We start from the raw sequence: 22,719 nt of genomic DNA on the forward strand, positions 1-22,719 counted from the left end.
GCGAGGCGCAGGTGCTTGGATCACCGCGGCCTACGTCCGGCATGCTTGGAGCGCTATAATCCAACTAGCCGAACGTAATCGGCTTCTGGCTTGCCGTAGGTGCCGTTTGCGCAGGCCGCAAGTCCGCTGCGGTCCCTGATGTGCACTTCGCCACGTCGAGAATAGATGAAACCACGTCCTTCCAGAACTTGCAGCCCAACGGTAACGCCTGGGCGTCTTGCTCCAAGCATGACGGCGAGAAACTCATGGGTGATCGCAAGGCGCTCGCCGTGGACCCGATCGTCACACATTAGAAGCCAGCGCGCCAACCGCTCTTCAAGGTTTGATTTTGCGTTGATCAGGGCCGTATAGCTGGTCTGGATGTGGAAGTAGTGGACATAGCGCAACAGGAAAAGGCGCAACGTTGGGCTGTTCGCAAGAGCCTCCTTGAAGGGCTCGGTTCCCATCCTGAAAGCGCTGCCGGCCGACTGAACGTAACATTGATGCGCTGCATAGTCAGCGCCCATCACGAGCGCGGCACCGGTCATTCCCTCAAAGCCGACAAGGCCTACCTCGGCTTCCTTACCTGAAGCCGTCGCGACCACAGAAGCGATGCCTTCCTCCAGGAAGTACACCGTCTCGATCTCCGAGTCGGCTTTCTCTAAGGTCATTCTCGGCTCGAGGTCACACAGTTCAAGGTGTGGCTGCAAAAGCCCCAGGTCACCAGGGTTAAGGCGTCGCAACAATTGGTTTCTGTAGGAATCGTTCTCTGGATTGGTCATAGCTCAATCCCGCTTGGGGCAAGAGCTTTCCAATCTCCCTGCCGTCTGCGCCCGTAAACACGTGCAGACGATTTAGAAAACATACGCCCTCTGGCGCGCGATTGACAGTGAAATGCAACCTGATGCACGGCGTCCCCTCAGCCGCCCAATTACAAAACAGGGGTGTACAAAGTTAAAGGGTTGGAATCGTACAGAACTCTGCTTCGTACGAATCCGACAATTTGTGATCGCAGCCAACGAGCCGGCATGATGTACATGGTTATCAATGTCGAGGCAGAGCGACGAGAGGGCGACCGACCGACTGGCAACGCGACGGCTGTGCCCCATAACGGGTCAAAAGTTTGGCATCTAAATTGCTTTCACAGGTATGGGGTGGGCGAGAGCCCGTCGCTTCGCAAATGGAGCGGCGGGTCTACCCTACCAGTGACTGTCGAATGGCCGCGGCAGCAGAATGTACCGCCTTTCAGCAGAAACTAACGGAACATCCGTACTCGCCCAAAGTTGGATTGCAGGAAGCATCGCATGCGGGCTTCCGCAGCCCGTTTCGTGTCACCGGCAATGTGGGCGGGGCGGGCTGTTTTGCGTAGGTACGCAATTTATACCGCTGACTACTTGTGGGTAATCCAGTCCAACAAGCCAACGTCAACCTGCTCGCACCCGACATATTCGCGGACCAGGCTTTCAGCCAGGTGGCGCCATTCACACTCGGGAACGCTTGCTTCCCTGACCAGGTTTCGAAATGCAGAGCGGAGAATGTCGGCATCGAAGGCCGAGACAGCAACAGGACCTGGGTCCAGATCTTCCCAACCTCGGGCCATGTCATCGCGATGACGTTGGCGAAGGCGCTTGAGCAGTTCGCGCGAGGCCTCGATTGCGCGTCGGGAGTGGTCCATATCACGGCGAAATGAGGCAGTTCCGGCCAGGGAATGGTGCCGCAACCGAAAGCTGGTTTCTATAACCGCGCGTGCGACTTCTATATGCGTTTCTGCCATCGCGGCCTCCCTTCCTGCGAAAGGATTTATTTACTCTCTTGTCACGCGTGACCCAAGAAGGATTCAACGTACGGTTTGATACGAAGGGGTGGCGCGCAGATGGGCATGGTCCCGAACGAAAGAAGGGCCTGAACGGCAAACTATTTGCGATCCAGGCCCCTGGCCGTCGGGTTCGTGGCGACATTGCGCCCGCGGAATGCCGTTCACAAGCTGGACCTTGGTCTTGCCATTCCCGCGGAGGGCGTCAACGTCGGAGACGCGCTGAACAGTTAGAACTTCATCGCGATGCCGACGCGGAAATCGTGCGTCTGAAGCGTGTGTTCCAGCGTGCATCCGCCGCCACAATATTCAAGCGACTTCTTGCCGAAGAAGGAGAAGTCGTATTCGCCGCGCAAGAACACGTTGTGTGTGAGCGCGACGTCGATGCCTGCTCCAACAACACCACCGACCAAGGTGGCATCCCGCTCAGCGTTTCCACCTGGGTAGAATGTCTTCAGCTTTGCAGCGGTTACACCAGCCGTGACGAACGGCATGTAGGCTCCCATGTCCATGCCAACGCGACCCTTTACGGATCCGAACAAACCTGTGGAGGCGTCAAGGACGCCTGGGCCTGGAATATCGTCGAAGGTGTTCTTCTTGAAGCGGTAGCCAAGCTCGCCTTCGACGCCATAGACAATCTTGCCGGATTGGAGGTTATAGCCTGCAAAGCCGCCGACCGTTGCCGAGCCGACATTATGCGTTGCGCCAGCCTGGGCGCCCGGTCCATAGATCTTGTAGTGTTCCAACGTTCCGGCGCCGAACACGCCGGCGTATGGCCCTTGCCAGGTCCATTCAGGGGTATCGACAGGAGCGATCGTCATATCGGCAGCCATGGCCGGAGCCGCGGAAAGCGCCACGAATGAAGCGAGCAAAAAAGCTTTCATGAAATCCCCATCAAAATCGCCAATCGCTTTATATCGATGAGCCTGCAACTTTGTATATAGCTAGGAAGTCACACCCGTAGGCTAAGTTGCTGCGCCTGAATTCGGCGAAATAGGTATCGGGATGGCCGGTGCAAGTAGGCATCCCTCGAAGAGCTCAATACTTCCGCGTCAGGCTTCGATGCGGGCATTATCGAGAAATTCAAGTGCGGAGCGTGGAAGGGTGCCGTTCTGATCTTCAATGAAGCCGCTGCCGCACGGATCAAGCTTGCAGCTGTGTTCGCGAAGAATGCCGATGGGTATACCGGACGGCTCAATCCGCAGCAATCAGGAAGGATGCCGTCGACGCCATAGTTAGGCGGCGGCGCGCAGGGCGGTGACTCGCCCAATGTCCGGGTCCCTTCTCAGCCATCTATCGGTAAAGTCCCGGGTATTTGGCCTTCTCAGCCTGGCAATTTCCCGCTCTCTGGACCGCCATGGCGTAAGCTCTTTCATAGGTGCGAATGGCCTTCCGGAACTTAGGAGGATTAGGCGTCAGGTGTTTTTCTAATCCCCTCGTACAAAAGCACAGGGACAGCAATGATAGCTTTTCCATCTTCTGTAGGCCTCAGCCGGCACCTTTGCATAACGCCGTTGAGGTTACCTGCCATTTTAGCGGCCAAATTTAACTTGGCATCGGGCATCCCGACCAGGAAGTGGATATTGTCCTGTCCTGCCGAAGCCGCCGAAGACGCGAAGCAAATTGCGGCGGCGAGTGCGACCAAAATGCGGATCAAAGTGACGTCCCCCCAATATTCCCAAATCTGAGCCAGGCTGAATATTTGGCAACCTAGCACCAAGCACACTATCCACAAATATGACACCTTCCAAACGCTCTCGCTCGATGCGCCAATGGGAGGGACTGACCTTAGGCGAATCGATTTGCTGGTGGCGCCGGAACCTTACGAGCCGGAGGAGGACGAAGAGGATGATCCGGATACGGTGATGCTCTGGGGCGGATACTCGCGTTGGCAAATGAAAAATTCCAGGTGGATAAGCGGTGGATCGAACCCGAACCTTGTTTTCTAAGCTTTTGAAAATGTTATGGTTTTTGCATTGTGCTGGTGCCCCCGGACGGAATCGAACCGCCGACCTTCGGTTTACAAAACCGCTGCTCTACCAGCTGAGCTACAAGGGCACGGCGCTCCGGTTAGCATATTTGTTGCGCCAGTAAAGACAAAACTCCGTTTTTCCCGGCATGCCGCATGGGCCGTCGGCGAGGGCATCCTGAAAACCGCCGGATTGCTTCCTACATCTAGGGAAGGGTGCAATCGCTTCGAGCAGGGGTGTCGCATGATCAGATTTGTCATCATTCTCCCGATCATCTTCGTGGCCTGGATGCTGCTGGTGAAGATCATCAGCGACGTGAAGAAGGCCAACGTCGACTGGACCGGCGTCACCACCATCATCGGCTTCATCGCGCTGGCGTTCTGGCTGCGCCATGTCACGGGGATGGGGTGAGGGAATAGGGGAATAGGGGAATAGGGGAATAGGGGAATAGGGGAATAGGGGGCGACGGGTCATTGGTGTCCTTGCCGTCGCCGCGCTGGCTTCAGCGGCACCCCACAAAAAATCTCCTCCACCTATCGAACCTTTTGCTGCGCCGCGCCGACTGATGGTCAGAGGCGAATGGGTCGCCTCGATCAAAAGATCCAGGAGATCATCATGTTCAAGCGCACTCTTACCTCGGGCCTCGTCGCCATCTTCGTCGCCACCGGCGCGCTCGCCGGCACTGTCGGCACGTCGTCAGCCCACGGCATGCATGGCCATCATCATCACCACCACAACCACAACCATCACAAGAAGCACTTCAAGAAGTTCTGGTGGAAGCACTACAACCACCACCACAACCATCACCACAGGCACGGCAGGGTGATCATTTTCCTTTGATGGAGGGACCCAATTCCCCAAGAGGGCGGCTTCGGCCGCCCTTTTTGCGTTCGGCGATCACCTTGTGAAGTCGGGCGGCAAAGCTGCTGATCCCCGCAAGCTACGGCATGCACACATTTCCAAGCAACTGGTCTTTGGCGATAGAGTGCATGGCAGCTTGGCGCATGCATTGCCTATGCGGCGCTGGTCCCGCTCCGTCTCGGCTTCGCCGAGCCAACGCTCGCCCACCAACGCTCCTTTCCTTTCCCTCCGGAGGGGGGAAGGTGGCGCTGCGAAGCAGCGACGGATTGGGGGACCCACCCGGCAATCGGGCCTCGGGCCGATCAGTCACCCCAGTCATAGCAGATATGTGCATGGCATAGCCCCCAGCAAGTGGGGGAGATTGGCCGCATCAACGTCCTCGCCAACCCTTTCCAGTCGCCGTCAGCGTGGACCTCGGTCCATCCGATTTCCCAGCTCCAGAAAAATCAAAAAAGTTCGAACCTTTTTCCTGGCTGTGACGACAGATGATCAAGAGGCGGATGGATCGCCTCGGTCAACGAAGCAAGGAGATCGTCATGTTCAAGAACACACTCGTTTCCGGCCTTATCGCCACCGCCGTCGCCGCCGCCACGCTGGCCGGCACCGTGCAGCCTTCGGCCGCCCACAGCCATCACCACAACCGCGAAATCGGCATCGGCATTGCTGCCGGCGTCGGCGGCTTCGTCCTCGGCAGCCTGCTCGCCCAGCCGCGCACCGTCTATGTCGACGAAGGCGGTGGCGCGTGGCATGTCCGCCGCTGCTACGATCGCTATGCCAGCTACGACGCGGACTCCGATACCTATCTCGGCCACGACGGATACCGCCACTATTGCCGTCTCTGAGGGGAGGAGGACCGTTTCAGCAACAGAGGGGACATGCGAGCCCCTCTTCTGTTGTCTGGATGGTAGCGGTGCGTGCTCCATCGGCCGATTCAGAGCAGAACTGAAGGGATTGGTCCGGCGACAGATCGGACAGTGTACAGAGATTTTCCGAGCGTCTATCCTGGACCGCGAAACGCGGGGAGAGACCCTTGGACGAGCAGGACCCCAGGGAAGACCTGGTCGAAACGGTTTTCCGCAACGGCACCGTCACCACCGTCGGCATCCTGCTGGCGTTTTCGCTGGGCTTCATCACCCATTGGGCCGCCAACCCGATCCCGTGGCAGACCTACCATCTTGTCGCCGTCCTGCCGATCCTGGCCGGCATTGCCTTGCAGATGCGGGCGCTCTCGCTGCTGCTCGACACGAAATGCCTGCAGCGGCGCATCTATGAACGCGCCAACCGCATCTTCATGGCCGGCCTGATATTCACCGCCTGCGGCGTCGGCATGGCCATCCTTCTCGATTTCTTTGATATCGCGACCAGGAGCGCGCTGCCCGGGGCGGGCTGATCAGCCGGCTCGCACGCCACCGATCGTCCTGGTCACCTCGGCTGCCGCATCGCGCACCAGCGGGCCGATCTCGGCCAGCCGCTCCGGCGTCACCCGCACCGTCGGCCCTGACACCGAAACGCCGCCGATCGGCTCGCCGAATTCGTTGAAGATGGCGGCTGCCACGCAACGCATGCCGGGGTGCCGCTCCTCGTCGTCGACCGACCAGCCGCGCAGCTTGATCCGCGCCAGATCGTGGGCAAGCGCCGAAATGTCGGACAGCGTCCTGTCGGTGAAGCGCTGCAGGCCTGCCTTGCGCAGGATGGTTCCGACGCGCTCCGGCTCGAGATGCGCCAGCACCGCCTTGCCGATGCCGGACGCATGGAAGGGGCTGCGCGTGCCCGGCCGGAAGAAGGCGCGGATCGCCTGATGCGTCTCGACCTGGCTGACGAAGACCACGCAATCGTCCTCGGCGACGCCGAGATTGGCGGTCTCGCCGGTTCTCTCCATCAGCTCCTGCATGACGACACGCGCGCGGTCGACCAGCTTGCGGCGGCGCAGGAAGGCCGCGCCCATACGGTAGGTCTCGACGCCGATCGACCACAACTGGTCTGATGTGTCGAATTCGACCATTCCGTGGTTTTGCAGCGTCGTCAGCATGCGGTAGGCGGTGGAGGCGGCAAGCCCGCTCTGCGCCGATATTTCGCTCAGCGACAGGCCGCTGCCTTCCGCGACAATGGCCAGGATCCGCAGCGCCCGATCGAGCGACTGCACCGAACTGGCTTCCGAGGGCCCATTGAAAGCGCGCGGCCGGCCGCGCTGGCGTTTTTCCGTGGTTTCCATGGCGCCATTCTCGACCGATTTCGCCAAATGCACAATGAAAAAGTTTTTCACTGATATCGCCGGCCGAATTGCTGGAAAACGGAAAATCCAACAAAATCATCGTATAGTCGTCGTTTTCTATAAATGAAAAAATATTCTGAAAAAATTGAAAAATAGCCGGCGTGCTGGCATCCTCAGCCAATCCAACAATGACAAACCCCGTGGAGGGCTGGAAAATGGCCAGGATGCGCGCTGTCGATGCCGCGGTTCTCGTTCTCGAAAAGGAAGGCATTTCCTGCGCTTTCGGCGTGCCGGGCGCGGCGATCAATCCGCTCTATTCGGCGCTGAAGGCGAGGGGAACGATCCGCCACGTGCTTGCCCGTCACGTCGAGGGCGCCTCGCACATGGCGGAAGGCTTTACCCGGGCCAAGGCAGGCAATATCGGCCTGTGCATCGGCACTTCGGGTCCGGCCGGCACCGACATGATCACCGGGCTCTATTCGGCCGCCGCTGATTCCATTCCGATCCTGTGCATCACCGGCCAGGCGCCGCGGGCGCGGCTGAACAAGGAGGATTTCCAGGCCGTCGACATATCAGCCATTGCCGCGCCGGTCGCCAAATGGGCAGTCACGGTCATGGAGCCCTATCTCGTCCCCATGGCGCTGCAGAAGGCCTTTCATCTGATGCGCTCGTCGCGGCCGGGTCCGGTGCTGATCGACCTGCCGGTCGATGTCCAGCTGGCCGAGATCGAATTCGACATCGATGCCTATGAGCCGTTGACGCCGTTCAAGCCGGCCATGACGCGCGCCCAGGCCGAAAAGGCGTTGACCATGCTCAACGCCGCCGAAAAGCCGCTGATCGTCGCCGGCGGCGGCATCATAAACGCCGATGCGTCGGATTTGCTGATCGAATTCGCCGAGATTTCAGGCGTGCCGGTCATCCCGACCTTGATGGGCTGGGGCGCGATCCCCGACGACCACCGGCTGATGGCCGGCATGTGCGGGCTGCAGACCTCGCACCGCTATGGCAATGCGACGATGCTGGAAGCCGATTTCGTCTTCGGCATCGGCAACCGCTGGGCCAACCGTCACACCGGCTCCGTCGATGTCTATACCAAGGGCAAAAAGTTCATCCATGTCGACATCGAGCCGACGCAGATCGGCCGTGTCTTCGCGCCGGATCTCGGCGTCGTCTCCGATGCGGGCGCCGCACTGAAGATGCTGCTCGACGTCGCCACCGAATGGAAGACATCAGGCAGACTGCGCGACTGGTCGGGCTGGGCGAAGGAATGCCAGGCTCGCAAGAAGACGATGAAGCGCAAGACGCATTTCGACCAGGTGCCGCTGAAGCCGCAGCGTGTCTATGAGGAGATGAACAAGGCGTTCGGCCGCGACGTCACCTACGTCACCACGATCGGCCTGTCGCAGATCGCCGGCGCGCAGTTCCTGCATGTCTACAAGCCGCGCAACTGGATCAATTGCGGCCAGGCCGGCCCGCTCGGCTGGACCTTGCCGGCGGCCCTTGGTGTGCGCGCCGCCGATCCCGACCGGACCATCGTGGCGCTGTCGGGCGACTATGATTTCCAGTTCATGATCGAGGAACTGGCGGTCGGCGCCCAGCACAAGCTGCCCTATCTCCATGTCGTGGTGAACAACGCCTATCTCGGCCTGATCCGCCAGGCGCAGCGGGGTTTCTCGATGGACTTTGAGGTCGACCTTGCCTTCGAGAACATCAACCGGGCAGGCGATCCCGAGGCCGGCTACGGCGTCGACCATGTTGCCGTCGCCGAGGCCATGGGCTGCAAGGCGGTCAGGGTGCGCAAGCCGGAAGAGTTCGCCGCCGCGTTCAAGGAGGCCCAGCGGCTGATGAAGGAGCACCGGGTTCCGGTCGTCCTCGAATTCATCCTCGAACGCGTCACCAACATCTCGATGGGCACCGAGATCGACAAGATCACCGAATTCGAGGACCTTGCCGAGAGCCACGAAGATGCGCCGACGTCGATCGTCATGCTGGATTAGGCTTGGCGGAGAAAAGGAGAAAAAGAATGCCGCGTTTTTCAGCCAATCTTTCGATGCTCTTTGGCGAGCATGAGTTCCTCGACCGTTTCGATGCCGCCGCCCGCGCCGGCTTCAAGGGCGTCGAATATATCGGCCCCTATGACCATGCGCCCGATGCCGTCGCTGCCCGGCTGAAGAAGAACGGCCTGACGCAGGTGCTGTTCAACCTGCCGGCCGGCGACTGGGGCAAGGGCGAGCGCGGCATTGCCGTGCTGCCGGACCGCGTGCCGGAATTCCGCCAGGGCATCGCCAAGGCGATCACCTACGCGCAGGCGCTCGGCTGCCAGCAGGTCAATTGCCTGGCCGGCATCGCGCCCGCCGGCGCCGATCGCAAGGTGCTGGAGGACGTCTTTGCCGAAAACCTCGCCTTCGCGGCGGAAAAGCTGGAGCAGGCCGGCATCAGGCTGCTGATCGAGCCGATCAACACGCAAGATATCCCGGGCTTCTTTCTCAACTATTCCGACCAGGCGCTGGCGCTTATCGACCGTGTCGGGTCGAAGAACCTGTTCCTGCAATATGACATCTATCACATGCAGATCATGGAGGGGGATCTCGCCCGTACCATCGAGGCAAACCTCGACCGCATCGCGCATATCCAGCTTGCGGACAATCCAGGCCGTCACGAGCCGGGGACGGGCGAGATCAATTTTCCCTTCCTGTACGAGCACATCGACCGCATCGGCTATTCCGGGTGGATCGGGGCGGAATACAAGCCGAAGGCCGGGACGGAGGCTGGGCTGGGGTGGTTTCAAGCATTAGCCGGGCAGGGAAGTGCTGCGGCCTAGCCAACGCCGCGCCCCCTCATCCGGCCCTTCGGGCCACCTTCTCCCCGGTGGGGAGAAGAGACAGGCACCAACGTCGGCTTCTCTTCTCCCCTCGGGGGAAGATGGCCGCGCTAGCGGCCGGATGAGGGGGCGTTTCACACAAGCAACTGGAGAACCAAAATGGAAACCATCGGCTTCATCGGCCTCGGCATCATGGGCGCACCGATGGCGGGGCACCTGTTGGACGCGGGCTACAGGGTCATAACCAGCGACCATCGATCGAAACTCTCAGCCGATCTCGTCGCCAAGGGCCTAACGTCAGTCACCGGCCATGCTGCCGTGGCGAAGGCCGCCGACATCATCATTCTGATGGTGCCCGACACACCGCAGGTCGCCGATGTGCTGTTTCACGAGAACGGCGTCGCGTCCGGTCTGACCAAAGGCAAGCTGGTCATCGACATGAGCTCGATCTCACCGATCGAGACCAAGATTTTTGCCAGGAAAATCAACGATCTAGGCTGCGACTATCTCGACGCGCCGGTCTCGGGCGGCGAGGTTGGCGCCAAGGCGGCGTCGCTCACCATCATGGTCGGCGGCGAGGAGAAACCCTTCGAGCGCGCCAAGCCCGTGTTCGAGAAGATGGGCAAGAACATCACCCTGGTCGGGCCCAACGGCGTTGGCCAGACCACCAAGGTGGCCAACCAGATCGTCGTTGCGCTGACTATTGAAGCCGTCGCCGAAGCGCTTGTTTTTGCTTCGAAAGCCGGCGCGGATCCGGCCAAGGTCAGGCAGGCGCTGATGGGCGGGCTGGCGGCTTCGCGCATTCTGGAAGTGCATGGCGAGCGTATGGTCAAGCGCACCTTCGCCCCGGGTTTTCGGATCGAACTGCACCAGAAGGATCTGAACCTCGCGCTGGAGGGCGCGAAAGCGCTCGGCGTGTCGCTGCCCAACACGTCCACCACGCAGCAACTGTTCAACGCCTGCGCGGCCAATGGCGGCGCCAAGGAGGATCATTCGGCACTGGTCAGGGCGCTTGAGAGGATGGCCGATTTCGAGGTCGGCAGCGAGGCAGCCGGCACCCGGGGCAAAGCGGCATAGGTCAGGAGAGGGCGGCGCAACGTTCCCAAGCCGCCAACTCCTGGCCCATCGAAGAACGGGTTCCGACGTCTGTCGGGACCCGTTTCTCGTCGAGATGTTTTTTGGCTTAGCCGCGCTTCAAAAATGCCCGTGCCACGTAAAGGCTGATCGCCGCGGCATTCGATACGTTGAGCGAATGGATGGCGCCGGGCATGTCGAGCCGCGCCAGCGTGGTCACCGTCTCGCGGGTCTTCTGGCGCAGGCCCTTGCCCTCGGCGCCCAGCACCAGTGCGATCTTTTCTCCGGCAAAGCTCTTTTCGAGTTCGGCCGGCGCGTCCGAATCAAGCCCGATGGTGCGAAAGCCGGCCTCGTGCAGCTGGCCGAGCGCTTCGGCGAGGTTCTTCACCTCGATCTGGTCGATGTGCTCCAGCGCGCCCGAGGCGGATTTCGCCAGCACGCCCGATTCCTGCGGGCTGTGGCGGGCCGTGGTGATCAGCGCGCCGGCGCCGAAGGCGACCGCCGAGCGCAGGATGGCGCCGACATTGTGCGGGTCGGTGATCTGGTCGAGCACCAGCACCAGCTTCGCGTCACCAAGCGCATCGAGCCGCTTGGCTTTAAGCGGCTCGGCCTCGATCAGCACACCCTGATGCACGGCATCCGACCCGGTGATCTTGTCGATATCCCTGGGTTCGACCAGTTCCGTCTTGAAGGGCAGGGCGGCGAGATCGGCGATTTCGAGGCGCTCGGCCGCATTGCGCGTTACCAGCATCTTCCTGATCTTGCGGCGCGGATTGTCGAGTGCGGCGCGAACCGTGTGCAGGCCGTAGAGCCGCACCAGTCCGTCCGCGGCATTTTCGCCCGGCGGAACCGGCTGTCGAGGCCGGAACGCCGGCGCGCCGCCGCTTTTCTCGTCGCGATAGGCGCGGCGCAGCTTGGCGTAATGGGTGTCTTTGGGGGTGTTGGTTTTATCGCTCATGGCTGGCTTCTATAGCGGTGTCCTCCGGCCAAGGATATGGCCCGCCGTCACAGCCGGCGAACAACATCGAAAAACGCTGGCTGCGCGGTTGACACCCAATGGCCTTGCCGCCATAAGGCGCTGCGCTGGTTTCGGAGAACACATAACTCGGGTCCGGATCGGCGTGAATGCCTCGTTGCATGGCTCCGGCGGCAGACTGGAGAGGTGCCCGAGTGGTTAAAGGGGACGGACTGTAAATCCGTTAGCTTAGCTTACGTTGGTTCGAATCCAACCCTCTCCACCACTGCCGGCCCGGAAGCCCTGAAACGCGACAAGAATCGGACCGAAAAGTGCATGGCGCTTTTCGGATGAATCCGGTACTTCAGGTAAGGCGCGGGTATAGCTCAGTGGTAGAGCAGCAGCCTTCCAAGCTGAATATGCGGGTTCGATTCCCGCTACCCGCTCCAGACACTCATCCCATCACCGGCAAGCCGAAGCACTGCGCACGAAGCGCAGCGCTCCAATTGTCGTGGCTGCGCCGCGTCAGCTGTTGAACGCGGATGCGACCTGGTGCTGCTGCGGCACCTGGCCGTTCGGCGTCAGCTTGTCGACGATGCCGGGCAGGGCGGTGGACAGTTGCTTGAGCAGTTCCTGCTCGTCCAGTCCGGTCCGTTGCGCGATCTCGCGGATGATCTGCGGTCCGATCGCGGCGCCAAGATCGTTGGCGTTGATCGACTGGTTCTGGCCGGTACCGACCCAGGAGTCCGCGGTGTTGCCGTGACCGGCGTCCCGGAGCTTTTCGAGCAGTCCGCCCAGGCCGCCCAGCAGGCCACCGTCGGCGGATGTGGTTTCCGTCGGGACGGGGGCGGTCGGAGCGGACGCGGGAGACTGTTCCGGTTCTTCGGCACTTCTGCCGCTCAGCATCTTGCCGACCAGCAATGCGCCGAGTGCGATCATCAGAGGTTTGGTGATGTTGCCGCCGGGAACGGCGTTGTCAAAAAGTCCCATCGTGGATCCTCCATAGCGACCAAGGCCCGACCCCTCCTCAACAATGAAGCATTCGGGCGGAATTTCAAGCTGGCTTGAGGTTTTGACAATCATATGAAAATGTTCGGCTGGCGAGGGGATGGAGAGGAAAAAATGGGTATCATCAGCTGGATCATTCTCGGCGTGGTCGCCGGCTTCATAGGCAGCAAGATCGTCAACAAGACCGGCCAGGGTGTCATAATGGATATCGTGCTGGGCATCGTCGGCGCCATTGTCGGCGGGCTGATCTTCAGTGCCTTCGGCGCATCGGGCGTCACCGGTCTCAACATCTACAGCCTGATCGTTGCCGTCATCGGGGCGGTGGTTGTTCTGTGGGCCTACCATCAGTTCAGCGCAAGGCGGACGCTTTAGGCGCCTGCGGATCGTCTGAGGTTTCGAGTTTCTGAAGGCAAGACCGGCTTCAGGCCGGTATGCCCGGCAGTGGCTTGCCTATGGCATCGGGGCGGCGAAAACAAAGATCGGCGTTCCCGCAATGAAACGAGGCTAGGCGACGACGGCCAACCGGCGCTGGCGCTGATCCAGCGACACGATGGTCAGTCCGCTGCCGACGACCAGCAGGATGCCACAGACCGCCAATGTGTTGGGGAATTGCCCGAACACCAGCAGGCCCGAAATGACCGCCCAGACGGTGAAGCAATAGTAGAACGGCGCCACGGCGCTGGTCGGTCCGACGCGATAGGCCATGAAGATGAAGAAGTGGCCGAAGATCAGGAAAAATCCAGCACCTGCCATCAGCAGCAGGTGATGCGCCCCGGGCATGACCCAGCGCTCGGAAACAAGATGCGCGGCGCCGGCGCCGATCAGCACCACCACGACGGCGGAAATCGCCACGATCATCCCCGGCACCTCGGCCGAGACCCGCCGGCCGGCTAGGTCGCGCGCCGCTGCAAGGGCTGCGTTGCCGAGCGCCAGCAGGGCATAGACCGAAATGCCTTGCATGGTCGGCTGCGCCACCATCAGCGCGCCGACGAAGCCGAGCCCGATCAGCGCCATGCGCCGGCCGCCGATCCGCTCGCCAAACAGGATCGAGGAGCCAACCAGCATCAAGAGCGGCGTGATCTGGCCGAGCGCGGTGGAATCGGCGATCTGCATGTTGGCGAGCGCGACCACATAGCAAAGGATCGCCGCCAGCTCGAGCACGTTCCGGCTCAGGACGCGCTTGTCGAAGATCAGCGGGATCTGCTTGCCGTAGCCCAGCGCGAACAGCAGCGGGAAGCCCCAGAGGGCCGCCGCGGCACCCCGCAGAAACAGCACCTCATAAGACGGCAGGCCCGCCGTCGCGAGCTTCATCATTGTATCGTTGACGAGATACGACCCCGTCGAGACGATCATAAACAGCGGGCCGCGGACAGAGGCAGGGATGAAATGCATCCGGCCACAAGATCAGAGGCGGATGGCGGCGGCAATGGTCCATGGCCTGGCCATGATTCAGACAGGGCCGGGCAAGCAAGCCGGCGCTTTCGCGGCCTCGATCGGTCGGCCCGCTACCCCTTCATTTTGCCCGGAGCCTTCCTATATCAGCGCCACATCCCCGCAATCGGATCGATGGTTCGGACTGAGTGAGACGGCACCCGGCCAAAAGACGCTTGTGTTTTTTGGCCTTTGTCGCTAATCGCCCCGCATTCGACTGAACTGAAGGTCTTCGACCGAACTGAAGATCCGGGCCGTCCAAGGAAAGAGACAATGGCAAAAGGTAAATTCGAGCGTAACAAGCCTCACGTGAACATCGGCACGATTGGCCACGTCGACCATGGCAAGACGTCGCTGACGGCGGCGATCACCAAGTATTTTGGCGAATACAAGCGCTACGACCAGATCGACGCTGCCCCTGAAGAGAAGGCGCGCGGCATCACGATCTCGACGGCTCACGTCGAATACGAGACGGCCAACCGCCACTACGCTCACGTCGACTGCCCCGGCCACGCCGACTATGTGAAGAACATGATCACCGGCGCCGCGCAGATGGACGGCGCGATCCTGGTCGTGTCGGCTGCCGACGGCCCGATGCCGCAGACCCGCGAGCACATCCTGCTGGCCCGTCAGGTCGGCGTGCCGTCGATCGTGGTGTTCCTGAACAAGGTCGACCAGGTCGACGACGCCGAGCTGCTCGAACTGGTCGAGCTCGAGGTTCGCGAGCTTCTGACCAAGAACGAATTCCCCGGCGACGACATTCCGATCGTCAAGGGTTCGGCTCTGGCTGCTCTCGAAGACTCGGACAAGAAGATCGGTGAAGACGCGATCCGCGAGCTGATGGCTGCGGTCGATGCCTACATCCCGACGCCGGTTCGTCCGCTCGACAAGCCGTTCCTGATGCCGATCGAGGACGTGTTCTCGATCTCGGGCCGCGGCACGGTGGTGACTGGCCGCGTCGAGCGCGGCGTGGTCAAGGTCGGCGAGGAACTCGAAATCATCGGCATCCGTCCGACGACCAAGACGACCTGCACGGGCGTGGAAATGTTCCGCAAGCTGCTCGATCAGGGCCAGGCTGGCGACAACATCGGCGCGCTGCTGCGCGGCGTTGATCGTGAAGGTGTCGAGCGCGGCCAGGTTCTGGCCAAGCCGGGCACGGTGAAGCCGCACAAGAAGTTCGTGGCCGAAGCCTATATCCTGACCAAGGACGAAGGTGGCCGTCACACGCCGTTCTTCACCAACTACCGTCCGCAGTTCTACTTCCGCACGACCGACGTGACCGGCATCGTGTCGCTGCCGGAAGGCACCGAGATGGTGATGCCGGGCGACAACATCACGGTCGATGTCGAGCTGATCGTGCCGATCGCCATGGAAGAGAAGCTGCGCTTCGCTATCCGTGAAGGCGGCCGCACCGTCGGTGCCGGCATCGTCGTCACCATCAAGGAATAACCGAGCCCGGCATTCGCCGGATCGACAAGAAAGGGCGGTCTTCGGGCCGCCCTTTTTGTTTGCCAGGCTACCGGCTGCCGCCCCGTCGGCCGAACCCTGTTGCAAGGCTCTGGACCTCGTCTAGTATAGGTTGCATCAAGGGGCTTTTTCCAAATGGTTCCAAGGCGGTATTTTCATCGTCGGGCATTGTGGCCGCTGGCTCTGACCTGGCTGATTGCGTTGCTTGCCACAGGCCCGGCAGCCTTCGCGGCGGATGCGGCGCCGGATCTTGGGCCGACGATGCGGTTCGGCATTGTCCGCAGCAACGCAGCGGGGTGCGAGCCGATCTGCCCGGAATGGATATCGGCCGAGGGCTCCATAGAAGCCGGAACTCCGGCGCTCTTCAAACGCATGCTGAAGACGCTTGGCGGGCGGAAACTGCCTGTTGTCGTGGATTCTCCCGGCGGCAATGTCGAGGCGGCGCTGACGCTTGGCCGGCTGATCCGCAAGAACAAGCTCGATATCGCCATCGGCAAGACGGTGTTTTCCAGCTGCCAGCCCGACGCGAAGGGGTGCCAGGACCGTGACGCCCGCTACTTCGGCGATGTCATCGACTATGGCGCCATGTGCAATTCCGCCTGTCCTCTGATGTTTGCCGGCGGCATCAGGCGAGTGGCCGGCGAATGGGCCTATCTCGGCGTCCATCAGATCACCACGACCTACATCCGCACGAAATTGCAATACCGGACCACCTACCGGATCGTCGGGGGCAAGAAGAAGATCCTCAACACGAAGATCGTCAGCCGCAAGAACGCCGGCAGCTACAAGACCTACGAAATGAGCAAGTCGGTGGAGAAAAAGCTGGCGGCCTACCTGGACCAGATGGGCATCGAACAAAGCATGCTCGAAACGATGAAGGGCACCCCGGCCAGCGAAATCCACCAGATCGCCCTCGATGACATGCTGGCGATGAAGCTGGTCACCAGCACGGACGCCGTGGGCCTGTTGACCGCGGCGAGCCTGTGCGAACCCGGCCGCCTGGCCACGAATTGCCGGGAGGTGCCGGGGAACAAGCCTGATGGCCTGATGGCGACCGCGGCCAGGCCTACTCCGCCAGCGATCGAACCCGAGGCGGCGCGGCGCGATGAAGACATGCGCTTCGTTGTCGTTCGCGGCACCAATCCGCTCTGCAATCCAGACTGCCCGGAATGGATCTCGGCGGAAGGCGCGATCACCCCCCAGACCCCGCAGAAGCTGCGCCAGCTGCTCGCCACGATCGGCAAACGGCAACTGCCTGTCGTGATCAGCTCAAAGGGAGGCGACCTGTTCAGCGCCCTGGCGGCGGGACGGCTTATCCATGAAAAGAATCTCGACGTCGCCGTTGGCCGCACCGATTTCGTCGGCTGTGACCCAGGAGCGTGGAATTGCCTGGCCAAGGAGGGCGCCTATGCCGGGCTGAGCATCGATGCGGGCGTGGAGTGCGATTCGGCCTGCGCGTTCATGCTTGCCGGCGGCATCAGGCGGCTTGTCGGTCCCCAGGCGCGACTTAGCCTCTACCCGATGGGGCAAAAGCTGATGGTCAAGGCCTACCTGGAGGAGATGGCGATCAGTTCCGCCCTGTTCGCGGCGATCGAGCGGCGCTCGGTCGAGCGCCGGCTGGAACCCGACATGATGCTGAAGGTTGGCCTGACGACGAGCCTGCAATCGGTCGACGCGCTGACCGGTGCGACCATTTGCGAGGCGGTGCCAAGACCCGAGAATTGCCGGATCCGGCCTTCCGCCAATGCCGAGGCTGACGCGCCGGCCAAATTGTAGTGGGCGACGGAGCCCGAAACTGGCCATCGAGGCAGGTTGAGCCGCTTTCGATTTTTCCGCTATCGTCGCTGCTGGCGGCTTCAGGCAGGCGGAGGATCGAGAATGGGCCAGGATATCCCGACACTCTACGAATGGGCCGGCGGCAGCGAGGCTTTGAACCGGCTCACCCAGACCTTCTATGACAAGGTGGCGCAGGACCCGATCGTCGGGCCGGTGTTCAAGACCATGTCGCCGGATCACCCCGCCCATGTCGCGGCCTTCATCGGCGAGGTTTTCGGCGGACCGAAGACCTACAGCGAGCAGTTCGGCGGCCACCGCGAGATGGTCATGCACCATCTGGGCAAGCATCTCACCGAGGAGCAGCGCCGCCGCTGGATCAGCCTCCTGGCCGATGCCGCCGACGCGGTCGGCCTGCCTGACGATCCGGAATTCCGTTCGGCCTTCATGGGCTATGTCGAATGGGGATCGCGCCTGGCCAAGATGAACTCCAATCTCGGCGAAACCTGCGATCCGCAGACGGAACCGATGCCGGCCTGGGGCTGGGGTGTGCCGGGCGGCCCCTATCAGCCACCGGGTACAAACTAGCGTCCAGTCGCCATGGAGGTGTTGGGCTGATGCCGGAAGATGTGAAGATCATACGTTGGCGCGAGTGGGACGGACCGGGTCTCGAACATTTGGTGCTGCAGGAGCGGGCAGGGGAGGTCTCGGCCGACTCTGTCGCAGTCTGCTCCGGGCAAACGCCTTTTGCCGTCCGTTACCGCATCGTTTGCGATGTCGGCTGGCACGCCAAGCGTGTCGTTGTCGACATGATCGGTAGCGGCCGCACGCTTGTTCTTTCCGCCGATGGCGATGGTCGCTGGACCAGGGACGGCCTGCCGATGCCGGAGCTCGACGGCATTTTCGATCCCGACCTGACCATCACGCCGTTCACCAACACGCTGCCGATCCGGCGATTGCAACTTTCCGCCGGGCAGAGTGCCGAGATAACCACTGCCTTCATCGACTTCCCCGCCCTCACGGTCGTCGCCAACCCGCAGCGCTACACATGCCTCGAAGAGGGCAGGCGATATCTCTATGAATCGCGCGCCAGCGACTTCAGGCGGGAACTTGAAATCGACCGCAACGGGCTGGTTGTCGACTATCCCGATTTCTGGCGCAGAGGTTAAGGCGTGTTTGCATGCAAACCGCTCTTTACAGAGCGTGCGGAAGCTTTTAGGAAGCGCCTGCTGCGCCGACATGCGCACGTACGGGCATAGCTCAGTTGGTAGAGCGGCGGTCTCCAAAACCGCAGGTCGTAGGTTCGAGCCCTGCTGCCCGTGCCATTCCCTGAATGGCATTCAACCCAATGTCTCGCCGTTTCGGAATGGCGTTCAAAACGATATTTCCATGGTCCGGCCTTTGAAAATCGGCGACCCGCTTGCCATATAGGGTCGATTGGGGCATAAGAGCGCCATAGCCGGGACGGAACGACTGGATGGTTCCGAGGCGGTGTTTGGTCATAAAGCGGAGACTTGCCACTTGCGTGGATCAAGAATCGGTTTTATGTAGACGAAACAGACACGCGACGCGTGGAGCTGGGAAACCGGCTTTACGCGTCTGATTTGCATGGGCGAAATGATTGCGCTGATTCGGCGCGAAATTCGCTCAGGCGGCACGTCCCGGCCAGCGGGATCATCCAGGAGACCCGGCCAACGGGTCTTGAAGACAGAGCGGCATATGGCTTCGAAAACCACAAATCCTTTCGTCTTTCTCCAGCAGGTTCGCGCGGAGACCGCCAAGGTGACTTGGCCGTCGCGGCGCGAAACGATGATCTCGACGGTGATGGTTCTGGCCTTCGCAGTGATCGCGATGATCTTTTTCTTCACCGCTGATCAGCTCATGGGCCTCGCGGTCGAACAGATTCTGGGCATCGGACGCTAAGTCCGGCGATTACGGAGAAGTCTTGAAATGACCGCGCGCTGGTACATCGTCCACGCCTATTCGAACTTTGAAAAGAAGGTCGCCGAGGATATCGAGAACAAGGCCAAGCAGAAGGGCCTGTCTGCCGACATCCACCAGATCGTGGTTCCGACCGAGAAGGTCGTCGAAGTTCGCCGCGGCCGCAAGGTCGATGCCGAGCGCAAGTTCTTCCCGGGCTATGTGCTGCTGAAGGCCAATCTGACCGACGCCGTGTTCTCGCTGGTCAAGAACACGCCGAAGGTCACCGGCTTCCTGGGTGACTCCAAGCCGGTGCCGATCACCGAGGCGGAAGCGCAGCGCATCCTGAACCAGGTGCAGGAAGGCGTCGAGCGGCCCAAGCCCTCGGTCACGTTCGAGATCGGCGAAGCGATCCGCGTTTCGGATGGTCCCTTCGCGTCGTTCAACGGTTTCGTCCAGGAAGTGGACGAGGAGCGGGCGCGGCTCAAGGTGGAAGTTTCGATCTTCGGGCGCGCCGTGCCTGTCGATCTGGAATTCGGGCAGGTCGAAAAGGGCTGATCCGAAATCCCTGAAGCCGGTTTGGCGATCAGGGGAGGCGGCGCGGAAGCGCGGCCTGAGAACGGTGGGAGACGAATGCGGCTTTAGCCGGCCGCATGGATCGCACCACCAGACTGCAACCGCCGGCATGACCGGCATAGACAAAGGCAGGAAAAGAGATGGCTAAGAAAATTGCAGGCCAGCTCAAGCTCCAGGTGAAAGCGGGATCGGCTACGCCGTCTCCCCCGATCGGCCCGGCGCTTGGTCAGCGTGGCATCAACATCATGGAGTTCTGCAAGGCGTTCAACGCGCAGACCCAGGAAATGGAAAAGGGATCGCCGGTTCCGGTTGTCATCACCTACTATCAGGACAAGTCCTTCACCTTCGTCATGAAGACGGCGCCGGTGAGCTACTTCCTGAAGAAGGCGGCGAACCTGACCTCTGGTTCCAAGGAGCCGGGCAAGGTCAAGGCCGGTACGGTTTCGCGTGACAAGGTCCGCGAGATTGCCACCGCGAAGATGAAAGACCTGAACGCAAACGACGTCGAAGCGGCCATGCGCATGGTCGAGGGCTCCGCCCGCTCGATGGGTCTGGAAGTGGTGGGCTAAGATCATGGCAAAGATTGCAAAGCGTGTATCGAAGACCCGCGAAGGCATCGATCCCAACAAGGCTTATGCCCTGGGTGATGCGCTGAAGCTGCTCAAGGACCGTTCCTCGGTGAAGTTCGATGAGACCATCGAAGTCGCCATGAACCTCGGCGTCGACCCGCGCCATGCCGACCAGATGGTCCGCGGCGTGGTCAACCTGCCGAACGGCACCGGCCGCTCGGTACGTGTCGCCGTGTTCGCCCGTGGCGACAAGGCCGACGAAGCGCGCGCCGCCGGCGCCGACATCGTTGGTGCCGAGGATCTGGTCGACATCGTCCAGAAGGGCACGATCGATTTCGATCGCTGCATCGCCACGCCGGACATGATGCCGCTGGTCGGCCGTCTGGGCAAGGTGCTCGGCCCGCGCGGCATGATGCCGAACCCGAAGGTCGGAACCGTGACCACCGACGTTGCCGCCGCCGTCAAGGCGTCCAAGGGCGGCGCCGTCGAGTTCCGTGTCGAGAAGGCTGGCATCGTCCATGCCGGCGTCGGCAAGGTCTCGTTCGACGTCAAGGCCCTGGAAGAGAACATCCGCGCCTTTGCCGATGCGGTGACCAAGGCAAAGCCGACTGGCGCCAAGGGCAACTACGTCAAGAAGGTGTCGGTCACCTCGACGATGGGCCCGGGCCTCAAGCTCGACGTCGCGACGCTTAACGCGTCCTGATACGAACATTTGGATCGGCCGCCAAGCGGCTGATCCGCAAGTGAATTCCGGACCTCCGACTTGTCGGCGGCCCGGTACCGGAAGCCGAAAGGTTTCCGGACATCCTGTCCGAGATTGCAGGCGGCCCAGAAGCCTTAATTCGATTTGGGCCTGCATGAGACGGGTGAAGACCGGACAACGGAGCGATTGCTCCAATGAAAGGTTCGAACCGTGTTTGCCTTTTGTCTGCGCATCGCCGGCTTGATTGTCGATGTGGCGAAAGGGGGCAGGATCCTCGAGCGTCGTTCGGGAGATCCGTTACTGGATGGCCCGGCCGACAAAAGGCAACCCGACGCCTGTCCTCGTCAATGGGATGTTCCCGTTAACAGGATTGGGGTCAACTGGAGATAGGCAGTGGACAGAGCGGAAAAACGCGAACTCGTCACGGGCCTGAACGGTGCGTTCTCGAACGCAGGTTCAGTGGTCGTGGCCCACTACGCCGGTATCACCGTCGCGCAAATGAACGACCTTCGGTCGAAAATGCGCGCTGCCGGTGGCACCGTCAAAGTCGCGAAGAACCGTCTCGCCAAAATCGCTCTTCAGGGCACGGACTCCGCATCGATCATCCAGCTGTTCAAGGGACAGACGCTGATTGCTTATTCGGAGGATCCGATTGCGGCGCCGAAGGTCGCGTCCGATTTCGCCAAGGGAAATGACAAGCTCGTCATTCTCGGCGGCGCAATGGGCACCACCTCGCTCAATGCCGACGGTGTGAAGGCACTCGCCACACTTCCGTCGCTCGATGAGCTGCGCGCCAGGCTGGTTGGCATGATCGCCACGCCGGCAACCCGGATCGCCCAGATCGTCAATGCGCCAGCGGCCTCGGTCGCGCGCGTCATCGGCGCTTACGCCCGGAAGGACGAGGCGGCATGAGGCCGTTCCTCGCTATCACAAACACACGTTCGAACCTTATGAAGGAACACAACAATGGCTGATCTCGCAAAGATCGTAGACGACCTTTCGAAGCTGACCGTCCTCGAGGCGGCCGAGCTGTCGAAGCTTCTGGAAGAAAAGTGGGGCGTTTCGGCTGCTGCTCCGGTGGCGGTTGCCGCTGCTGGCGGCGCTGCGGCCGCTGCTGCTCCGGCCGAGGAAAAGACGGAATTCGACGTCGTCCTCACCGACGCAGGCGCTCAGAAGATCAACGTCATCAAGGAAGTCCGCGCCATCACCGGTCTTGGCCTCAAGGAAGCCAAGGATCTGGTTGAAGCGGCTCCGAAGCCGGTCAAGGAAGCCGTTTCCAAGGCCGACGCTGACAAGTTCAAGGCCCAGCTGGAAGCAGCCGGCGCCAAGGTCGAACTGAAGTAAGCGTAAAAGCGGCGGGCGGCCTCGCGCCGTCCGCCACTCCCTTCGCCCGAAGGGAGAGCGCGTAACGCGAGATCTGCGAGAACCTCTTTCCTGAGGGCCGAAAACCGGCCTTCAGGAAACGGGTTTTCTCCCGTTCTAGCCGGCCGCCGACAGGCGCCGGGAAAACAGACAGAGGGTTGCCGCCAAGGTGGCCCAGTATGCAAGGCGAGCCGCGGCGAGGCTCGTCCCGAGTTTAGAGCTAAG

At 61.3% G+C, this 22,719-nt stretch carries 25 protein-coding genes and 4 tRNA genes; 21 read left to right on the forward strand and 8 right to left on the reverse strand.

Features of this window, described 5'->3' with window-relative positions; all coding sequences use genetic code 11:
- Positions 1-53: 53 nt before the first annotated feature.
- The 4 genes from A9K65_RS19310 to A9K65_RS19330 form a co-directional block, all read right to left on the reverse strand.
- Positions 54-761, reverse strand: coding sequence for a Crp/Fnr family transcriptional regulator (locus A9K65_RS19310; RefSeq protein ID WP_064993620.1), 708 nt, complete (start codon positions 759-761; stop codon positions 54-56).
- 608 nt (positions 762-1,369) lie between these two features.
- A complete protein-coding gene (locus A9K65_RS19315) occupies positions 1,370-1,753 on the reverse strand; it encodes a hypothetical protein (RefSeq protein WP_084015764.1) in 384 nt (127 codons plus the stop codon).
- A gap of 269 nt (positions 1,754-2,022) precedes the next feature.
- On the reverse strand, positions 2,023-2,676 hold the full coding sequence (locus A9K65_RS19320; RefSeq protein ID WP_013531390.1) for an outer membrane beta-barrel protein: 654 nt from the start codon (positions 2,674-2,676) through the stop codon (positions 2,023-2,025).
- Positions 2,677-3,774: 1,098 nt separating this feature from the next.
- Positions 3,775-3,850 (reverse strand) — tRNA-Thr (locus A9K65_RS19330).
- Positions 3,851-4,005: 155 nt separating this feature from the next.
- Here A9K65_RS19330 and A9K65_RS19335 point away from each other — a divergent pair.
- The 4 genes from A9K65_RS19335 to A9K65_RS19350 all read left to right on the forward strand — a co-directional run bounded on the left by A9K65_RS19335 (position 4,006) and on the right by A9K65_RS19350 (position 6,013).
- Positions 4,006-4,173, forward strand: a complete 168-nt coding sequence (locus A9K65_RS19335; protein ID WP_013531392.1) for a hypothetical protein — start codon at positions 4,006-4,008, stop codon at positions 4,171-4,173.
- A 204-nt stretch (positions 4,174-4,377) separates the two neighbouring features.
- The gene (locus A9K65_RS19340; protein WP_064994025.1) at positions 4,378-4,602 is read left to right on the forward strand and encodes a hypothetical protein; all 225 of its coding nucleotides are present in this window, start codon (positions 4,378-4,380) and stop codon (positions 4,600-4,602) included.
- A 557-nt stretch (positions 4,603-5,159) separates the two neighbouring features.
- Entirely contained in the window at positions 5,160-5,465 is a 306-nt protein-coding gene (locus tag A9K65_RS19345) for a BA14K family protein (RefSeq protein ID WP_064994024.1), read from the forward strand.
- A gap of 188 nt (positions 5,466-5,653) precedes the next feature.
- Positions 5,654-6,013, forward strand: coding sequence for a hypothetical protein (locus A9K65_RS19350; protein WP_013531395.1), 360 nt, complete (start codon positions 5,654-5,656; stop codon positions 6,011-6,013).
- On the opposite strand, the gene bhcR is transcribed toward A9K65_RS19350, so the two are convergent.
- Entirely contained in the window at positions 6,014-6,835 is an 822-nt protein-coding gene (gene bhcR, locus A9K65_RS19355; protein ID WP_064994023.1) for an HTH-type transcriptional regulator BhcR, read from the reverse strand.
- Positions 6,836-7,050: 215 nt separating this feature from the next.
- Between bhcR and gcl the strand changes: the two genes are divergently transcribed.
- From gcl to A9K65_RS19370, 3 genes are all read left to right on the forward strand, one after another.
- On the forward strand, positions 7,051-8,832 hold the full coding sequence (gcl, locus tag A9K65_RS19360; RefSeq protein WP_064993617.1) for a glyoxylate carboligase: 1,782 nt from the start codon (positions 7,051-7,053) through the stop codon (positions 8,830-8,832).
- Between the two features lie 26 nt (positions 8,833-8,858).
- Complete coding sequence (gene hyi / locus A9K65_RS19365) at positions 8,859-9,656, forward strand: hydroxypyruvate isomerase (RefSeq protein WP_064993616.1); 798 nt, start codon at positions 8,859-8,861, stop codon at positions 9,654-9,656.
- Between the two features lie 159 nt (positions 9,657-9,815).
- Positions 9,816-10,733, forward strand: coding sequence for a 2-hydroxy-3-oxopropionate reductase (locus tag A9K65_RS19370; protein WP_064993615.1), 918 nt, complete (start codon positions 9,816-9,818; stop codon positions 10,731-10,733).
- A 106-nt stretch (positions 10,734-10,839) separates the two neighbouring features.
- On the opposite strand, the gene rlmB is transcribed toward A9K65_RS19370, so the two are convergent.
- On the reverse strand, positions 10,840-11,688 hold the full coding sequence (rlmB, locus tag A9K65_RS19375; protein ID WP_027163677.1) for a 23S rRNA (guanosine(2251)-2'-O)-methyltransferase RlmB: 849 nt from the start codon (positions 11,686-11,688) through the stop codon (positions 10,840-10,842).
- A 198-nt stretch (positions 11,689-11,886) separates the two neighbouring features.
- Here rlmB and A9K65_RS19380 point away from each other — a divergent pair.
- Together A9K65_RS19380 and A9K65_RS19385 are read left to right on the forward strand one after the other, a co-directional pair.
- Positions 11,887-11,971: transfer RNA gene (locus tag A9K65_RS19380), tRNA-Tyr, on the forward strand.
- 89 nt (positions 11,972-12,060) lie between these two features.
- Positions 12,061-12,134: transfer RNA gene (locus A9K65_RS19385), tRNA-Gly, on the forward strand.
- A 76-nt stretch (positions 12,135-12,210) separates the two neighbouring features.
- Here the strand turns inward: A9K65_RS19385 and A9K65_RS19390 are convergent.
- Positions 12,211-12,675, reverse strand: a complete 465-nt coding sequence (locus tag A9K65_RS19390) for a YidB family protein (protein ID WP_064994022.1) — start codon at positions 12,673-12,675, stop codon at positions 12,211-12,213.
- A 132-nt stretch (positions 12,676-12,807) separates the two neighbouring features.
- On the opposite strand from A9K65_RS19390, the gene A9K65_RS19395 reads away from it, so the two are divergent.
- Positions 12,808-13,065, forward strand: a complete 258-nt coding sequence (locus A9K65_RS19395; RefSeq protein ID WP_013531402.1) for a GlsB/YeaQ/YmgE family stress response membrane protein — start codon at positions 12,808-12,810, stop codon at positions 13,063-13,065.
- A 132-nt stretch (positions 13,066-13,197) separates the two neighbouring features.
- Here the strand turns inward: A9K65_RS19395 and A9K65_RS19400 are convergent, their stop codons facing one another.
- A complete protein-coding gene (locus A9K65_RS19400; RefSeq protein ID WP_064993614.1) occupies positions 13,198-14,085 on the reverse strand; it encodes a DMT family transporter in 888 nt (295 codons plus the stop codon).
- A gap of 312 nt (positions 14,086-14,397) precedes the next feature.
- Here A9K65_RS19400 and tuf point away from each other — a divergent pair, with 312 nt between their 5' ends.
- From tuf to rplL, 11 genes are all read left to right on the forward strand, one after another.
- On the forward strand, positions 14,398-15,573 hold the full coding sequence (gene tuf / locus A9K65_RS19405; protein ID WP_013531404.1) for an elongation factor Tu: 1,176 nt from the start codon (positions 14,398-14,400) through the stop codon (positions 15,571-15,573).
- A gap of 153 nt (positions 15,574-15,726) precedes the next feature.
- The gene (locus A9K65_RS19410; RefSeq protein ID WP_027163735.1) at positions 15,727-17,367 is read left to right on the forward strand and encodes a hypothetical protein; all 1,641 of its coding nucleotides are present in this window, start codon (positions 15,727-15,729) and stop codon (positions 17,365-17,367) included.
- A 102-nt stretch (positions 17,368-17,469) separates the two neighbouring features.
- Entirely contained in the window at positions 17,470-17,952 is a 483-nt protein-coding gene (locus tag A9K65_RS19415; RefSeq protein ID WP_013531406.1) for a group II truncated hemoglobin, read from the forward strand.
- A 29-nt stretch (positions 17,953-17,981) separates the two neighbouring features.
- Positions 17,982-18,533, forward strand: a complete 552-nt coding sequence (locus A9K65_RS19420; RefSeq protein ID WP_064995200.1) for a putative glycolipid-binding domain-containing protein — start codon at positions 17,982-17,984, stop codon at positions 18,531-18,533.
- Positions 18,534-18,613: 80 nt separating this feature from the next.
- Positions 18,614-18,689, forward strand: a tRNA-Trp gene (locus A9K65_RS19425).
- A gap of 394 nt (positions 18,690-19,083) precedes the next feature.
- Complete coding sequence (gene secE, locus A9K65_RS19430) at positions 19,084-19,287, forward strand: preprotein translocase subunit SecE (RefSeq protein WP_013531408.1); 204 nt, start codon at positions 19,084-19,086, stop codon at positions 19,285-19,287.
- 27 nt (positions 19,288-19,314) lie between these two features.
- Positions 19,315-19,842 (forward strand): transcription termination/antitermination protein NusG, encoded by a 528-nt coding sequence (nusG, locus tag A9K65_RS19435; RefSeq protein WP_013531409.1) that lies wholly within the window; start codon positions 19,315-19,317, stop codon positions 19,840-19,842.
- A gap of 158 nt (positions 19,843-20,000) precedes the next feature.
- Positions 20,001-20,429 (forward strand): 50S ribosomal protein L11, encoded by a 429-nt coding sequence (gene rplK, locus A9K65_RS19440; protein WP_013531410.1) that lies wholly within the window; start codon positions 20,001-20,003, stop codon positions 20,427-20,429.
- Positions 20,430-20,433: 4 nt separating this feature from the next.
- A complete protein-coding gene (rplA, locus tag A9K65_RS19445; protein WP_013531411.1) occupies positions 20,434-21,132 on the forward strand; it encodes a 50S ribosomal protein L1 in 699 nt (232 codons plus the stop codon).
- A gap of 393 nt (positions 21,133-21,525) precedes the next feature.
- A complete protein-coding gene (gene rplJ, locus A9K65_RS19450) occupies positions 21,526-22,044 on the forward strand; it encodes a 50S ribosomal protein L10 (RefSeq protein WP_064995201.1) in 519 nt (172 codons plus the stop codon).
- A gap of 54 nt (positions 22,045-22,098) precedes the next feature.
- The gene (gene rplL / locus A9K65_RS19455) at positions 22,099-22,476 is read left to right on the forward strand and encodes a 50S ribosomal protein L7/L12 (RefSeq protein WP_013531413.1); all 378 of its coding nucleotides are present in this window, start codon (positions 22,099-22,101) and stop codon (positions 22,474-22,476) included.
- The last annotated feature ends 243 nt before the right edge of the window (positions 22,477-22,719 follow it).

Source organism: Mesorhizobium sp. WSM1497 (assembly GCF_001672455.2).
GTDB classification, from domain to species: domain Bacteria; phylum Pseudomonadota; class Alphaproteobacteria; order Rhizobiales; family Rhizobiaceae; genus Mesorhizobium; species Mesorhizobium ciceri.